Origin of the sequence: Candidatus Bandiella numerosa (genome assembly GCF_021811875.1) — a bacterium.
In the GTDB taxonomy this organism is placed as follows: Bacteria; Pseudomonadota; Alphaproteobacteria; order Rickettsiales; family Midichloriaceae; genus Aquirickettsia; species Aquirickettsia numerosa_A.
Window position 1 is genome coordinate 1 of sequence record NZ_JAJBJD010000068.1, and the last position, 5,417, is coordinate 5,417.

Here is a 5,417-nt window from a genome sequence, read left to right on the forward strand (position 1 = left end):
CTGATACTACCTCGCCTTTTTCTTTTTTTCTTACTATTATTTCAAAATCCATTTGATACCTGTATTGTTTTAGGTCAAAGGTTAGCACTTTTCCTATTTATACGCTATCTAATATTTATGCTTCCTTTATGCAACGGCCTTATTTTATTCTCCTCAAGCGTTAAAGCAATTTGGTGAAAGACTTGGGGTAACATTTAATGACGATAACAATATCTCTACTATTATTAAAAATCATTTAAGCGATATAATAAAAGAGAGGCAAACCTCCCTTAAAAATTTTGCAACTGAGTTAAAAATAGATTTGTGTATTTCCAAAGACGCAAGGACTGATGAATGTACATTAGATAATGACAAATTTGAACGCATCATACAGGAAAATCCAAAGTATTTCGAAGAGGTTTGCAAAGGAGAAAGGAAAATAAATCTTTACGATCTAAATCATAAAGATACTTGGAACCCATTTAGCTCCAATCCAGATGCCGCCTCTTTAAAGAGGGTCTTTATAGCTATAGCAAGCGCTATCAATAAAATACTGCCAGAATTTATGCAGTTACCTACAAATGAAACAGCAATTGAAGGCTTAATAAAAAGTAAAGTCAATATTATTCAACAACCAAATAAACATTACGAATTAACGGATAATAAAAAAATTTCGTTTGTAAAAATGCTCGCTCCAAAAGGAAGTGCGCATACCTTTGGGGGCCTACCAAGTAAATAACTCATACCTTTATATTTGTTGCTCTTTTTATCGAATTAAAAATATCAACAATGATTGAATAAGATGATAATTTATGTATCATACGGATATTAGTCATTTTTAAAGACACTTATTTTGAATAAAAGAGAAAAATTAATTCCACCAAAAAACCCCGCAAAAGTACTGCTACATTCATGTTGCGCACCTTGCTCTGGTGAAATCATTCAAGCAATGGTGGAATCCGGAATTAACTTAACAATATTTTTTTATAATCCTAATATTCATCCAAAAAAAGAATATGAGATTAGAAAAGATGAGAATGTGAAATATGCTAAAAAATTAGGTATTGATTTTATCGATGCTGATTATGATGTGCAAAATTGGTTTAAGAGAGCAAAAGGCTTAGAACTTGAACCCGAAAGAGGAAAAAGATGCACAATGTGCTTTGACATGAGGTTTGAGAGAACTGCATTATTTGCTTATGAAAATGGTTTTGAAATTATCACAAGTTCTCTTGGCATTTCCAGATGGAAAGATATGGATCAGATTAATCAATGCGGGATAAAATCTACTTCTAAGTACCCAGGTATTAGCTATTGGACCTATAATTGGAGAAAGAACGGAGGCAGTTCAAGAATGTATGAAATAGCAAAAGATGAAAATTTTTATAAACAAGAGTTTTGTGGTTGCGTTTATTCTTTAAGGGATACTAATAAGTGGAGAACACAAAATGGTAAATCAGAAATAGAAATTGGAAAAAATTATTATTAAAGCTAATGATCAACTTAAATAATTACGACGTGTTACTTATGGATTTATGGGGTGTTTTATATGATGGACACCATCTATATCCTGGAGCACTGGAAACTTTACATAAACTAAGGGACTTAAAAAAAGATGTGATATTTTTTTCTAACGTTCCTAGGAGAAAATCAACAATTCAAGAATTACTGAGTACTTTTAATGTTGATAAATCTTTATACAAGGACTTAATTGCATCTGGTGAATTTGTTAATGAATTGCTTGCCGAAAAGAAAAAATTTGGAACAAAATACTTTTATCTTGGCTCTCCAGAATCTGAAGAAGTAATATCAAATATAAAATACTACCAAAGAGTTAATCACCCTCAAGATGCAGATTTCAGTATTATTACTGGCATTGTAAATTATTTTGAGGAAGCAATGGAATTGGCAAAAAAGGCAGTTCAATATAAAATCCCAATGCTTTGTACCAACCCTGACAGATCTTCCATTAAAAAAAATGGTGAGGTAGTGCACTGCCCTGGCGTCATTGCTGAAAAATATGAAGAATTGGGTGGTGAAGTAATTTACTTTGGCAAGCCATATAAGCAAATTTATGAATATGCTTTAAAAGACATACCTAAGTCTAAAAAAATTCTTGCTGTTGGAGATAGCATGGAGAACGATATCAAAGGAGCAACGAATATGGGTATTGATTGTGCATTGGTATGTAGCGGAATTCACAGACACGATTTAAAAATAAATGTTGGAGAATTTCCTGCTGAGGAAAATTTGTTAAGATTATATAAAGAGCATTCACTAAAACCAACATTTGTATTAAGCATTCTAAGTGATATAATAAAGAATTAAATTTAAACTTGTAGCTATGTTCATACAAACACAAGACACTCCAAACCCTAATACCTTAAAATTTATTCCTGGTATTGAGGTTATAAAACGTGGTTCACCACGTCAATTTAGCAAAAACGATGACTGTAAAGAATCATCTCTTGCACAGCAGTTATTTGAAATAAATGGTGTTGAATCTGTGTTTTTTGGAAAGGATTTTATATCCATCACAAAAGATGAAAACACCAATTGGGATGAGATTAAAACATTTATATTATCTAATCTTGTAGATTATTTTATTGCAGGCCTACCTGTGGTTAATGAAATTGATATTAATAAGAAAAAGAAAAATAAGTCAAATTCAAAAATCGAAGAGCAAATTATTGAGCTTCTAGACTCAAAAATTAGACCAGCGGTCGCACAAGATGGTGGTGATATTGTGTATAATAAATTTGAAAATGGCATTGTTTATTTAGAATTACATGGAGCATGTCAGGGTTGTCCTAGCTCAACAATAACATTAAAGCAAGGTATAGAAAATATGCTAAAGCATTACATTCCTGAAGTTGAATCAGTCGAATCAATATAAATTTAAGTAGGAGCTATATTTATGGATAATAAATTATACAAGGAAGCATTAGATTTTCACTCTCAAAATCCAAAGGGTAAAATTGCAATAAATTTACCAAAAAAATTGATCAACAAGCATTATTTATCACTAGCATATAGTCCAGGTGTTGCAGAACCGTGTAAAGAAATATATAAGGATTTTAATAAAATTTATGAATACACCTCAAAAGGAAATTTTGTGGCAGTAATTAGTAATGGAACTGCGGTTCTAGGGTTGGGAAATTTAGGAGCAGCTGCATCTAAACCTGTAATGGAGGGTAAAGCGGCATTATTTAAACGTTTTGCTGATATTGATTCTATTGATATAGAAGTTGACGAAACTGACCCAGAGAAATTTATTGAAATAGTTAAAAAAATAGCGGTAAGTTGGGGAGGAATAAATTTAGAGGATATAAAAGCACCTGAGTGCTTTATTATTGAGGAAGCATTAAAAAAATGCCTGGACATTCCAGTATTCCATGATGATCAACATGGAACTGCAATAGTTACTGCTGCAGGTCTTATCAATGCTACCTACATCACTGAAAAAAAAATTGGAGATATAAAAATTGTCGTCAATGGTGCAGGAGCAGCAGCAATTGCTTGTATCAATTTAATAATTACACTGGGAGTAAAAAAAGAAAACATTATTACCTGTGATACAAAAGGAGTGATTTATAAGGGTAGAATAGACGGGATGAATAAATGGAAAGATAATCTAGCTGTTGATACAAAATTAAGAACACTGGAAGAAGCAATGCACGGCGCTGATGTATTTATTGGTGTCTCTGCAAAAGGTGCTGTATCGAAAAGTATGGTTAAAAGTATGGCTAATAAACCAATTATTTTTGCCATGGCAAATCCTGACCCTGAAATTACTCCAGAAGAAATATATGAAGTTAGGAATGATGCAATTGTTGCAACAGGAAGGTCAGATTATAAAAACCAGGTTAATAATTTTATTTGTTTCCCATATTTATTTAGGGGCGCCCTTGATGTAAAAGCAACAACAATAAATGACGAAATGAAAATTGCAGCTGCACATGCTTTGGCAAATTTGGCTAGAGCGGAAATTACTGAAGAAGTTCATGAGTCATGCATTGGTGGAAATTGCGCATTTGGTCCAGACTATATAATTCCAATTGCATTTGACTCAAGACTTATGGAAGAAGTCTCTATAGCTGTAGCAAAGGCAGCGATTGATTCAGGAGTAGCAAGAGAAAAAATTACAGATTTTGACGCCTATAGAAAAAAACTTTCTGGTAGATTAAATCCATCAACAAAAATTATGGATAAGTTTTTTGCCAATACTTATAAAAATCCTAAAAAAGTAATATTTGCGGAGGGTGAGGAAGATCAGGTATTAAGAGCTGCATCTGACTGGAATAAATTTGGATATGGTACAGCGATTCTAATTGGTAGAGAAGACGTAATCAACATGAAATTAAAACAGCTTAATATTTCTTCCTCAGGAATAGAAATTATGAATGCAGCTTTATCAGAAGATACTAAAGATTTTGCAAATCATATATATCAAAGGTTCCAAAGAAAAGGTTTTGTTTATAGGGATTGTATACGACTTGTAAACAGAGATAGAAATATATTCGCATCTGAGATGATAATCCATAAAAAGGCAGATGCTCTAGTGACTGGCATCACTAGAAGTTACTCAAGAACTCTTGATGAAATAACTAGAGTAATTGACATCAGAACAAACCATACACTTTTTGCTTTAAGCATTGTCACAATAGATGATAGAAATATATTCATCGCTGATACTACAATTAATGAAAATCCTTCAAGTGAAAAGTTAGCAGATATTGCAATTCAAAGTGCAGCTGAGGTTAGTAAATTAGGATTAATTCCTAGGATTGCTTTGATATCATCGTCAAATTTTGGAAGCTCAAATAGTTTGGAAGCAAAAAAAGTAGCAGATGCTGTTAAGATATTAGATATGAAGCATGTTGATTTTGAATATGAAGGAGAGATATCTATTGAGTTTGCTTTAAATCCTAGTAAGAGTGATATGTATTCATTTTCCAGGCTTAAAAACCCTGCTAATATTCTTATTATGCCATCTCTTAGTAGCGCAGATGTTGCAGTAAAATTATTGGCGCAATTTGGTCAAGCTAAAACAATTGGTCCAATGTTATGTGGGCTCAGCAAAGCTGTGCAAATCCTTCCAATGAATGCAACTTCAGCTGATATTTTAAATTTTGCAGCAATAGCCGTGAGCATATAAGGAACTTTGGCACCACCAAGTTAAAACGAAAATAGAATAATGAAATTTAATCGCCCTCTTTTGAAATTTGAAAGATAGCAGACATAAATGATTTATTTTGTTGACTTTTAAAAATAGCATAATTACGCTAGTTGTGAGTATTAATTTTTAAAGAAGACCATTGCATAATAGGCAGAAAGAAACATATATGATAGAATGAAAAGATAAGTACATACGAAAGAGGAGGCAAAATGTCATTTTTAGTAAGAGAAGCAGAAGAACGTATAGAGAAGAGTAAGTT

The 5,417-nt window shown here is 32.3% G+C and carries 5 protein-coding genes; all 5 read left to right on the forward strand.

The window, feature by feature from the left end; translation table 11 throughout:
- Nucleotides 1-301: 301 nt before the first annotated feature.
- The 5 genes from L8D11_RS03175 to L8D11_RS03195 all read left to right on the forward strand — a co-directional run bounded on the left by L8D11_RS03175 (nucleotide 302) and on the right by L8D11_RS03195 (nucleotide 5,137).
- Nucleotides 302-718: a hypothetical protein gene (locus tag L8D11_RS03175; RefSeq protein WP_236870229.1), complete on the forward strand. Its 417-nt coding sequence runs from the start codon at nucleotides 302-304 to the stop codon at nucleotides 716-718.
- Nucleotides 719-832: 114 nt separating this feature from the next.
- On the forward strand, nucleotides 833-1,468 hold the full coding sequence (locus L8D11_RS03180) for an epoxyqueuosine reductase QueH (RefSeq protein ID WP_272906025.1): 636 nt from the start codon (nucleotides 833-835) through the stop codon (nucleotides 1,466-1,468).
- A gap of 5 nt (nucleotides 1,469-1,473) precedes the next feature.
- Nucleotides 1,474-2,307 carry a TIGR01459 family HAD-type hydrolase gene (locus tag L8D11_RS03185; RefSeq protein ID WP_236870230.1) on the forward strand — a complete coding sequence of 278 codons (834 nt, stop codon included), beginning with the start codon at nucleotides 1,474-1,476 and terminating at the stop codon, nucleotides 2,305-2,307.
- Nucleotides 2,308-2,323: 16 nt separating this feature from the next.
- Nucleotides 2,324-2,875 (forward strand): NifU family protein, encoded by a 552-nt coding sequence (locus tag L8D11_RS03190; protein ID WP_236870231.1) that lies wholly within the window; start codon nucleotides 2,324-2,326, stop codon nucleotides 2,873-2,875.
- 21 nt (nucleotides 2,876-2,896) lie between these two features.
- The gene (locus L8D11_RS03195; RefSeq protein ID WP_236870232.1) at nucleotides 2,897-5,137 is read left to right on the forward strand and encodes an NADP-dependent malic enzyme; all 2,241 of its coding nucleotides are present in this window, start codon (nucleotides 2,897-2,899) and stop codon (nucleotides 5,135-5,137) included.
- Nucleotides 5,138-5,417 lie beyond the last annotated feature (280 nt).

Coding starts and splice junctions, on each gene's coding strand:
- L8D11_RS03185 (WP_236870230.1), top strand. CDS start 1,474: ATGATCAACTTAAATAATTACGACGTGTTACTTATGGATTTATGGGGT.
- L8D11_RS03190 (WP_236870231.1), top strand. CDS start 2,324: ATGTTCATACAAACACAAGACACTCCAAACCCTAATACCTTAAAATTT.
- L8D11_RS03195 (WP_236870232.1), top strand. CDS start 2,897: ATGGATAATAAATTATACAAGGAAGCATTAGATTTTCACTCTCAAAAT.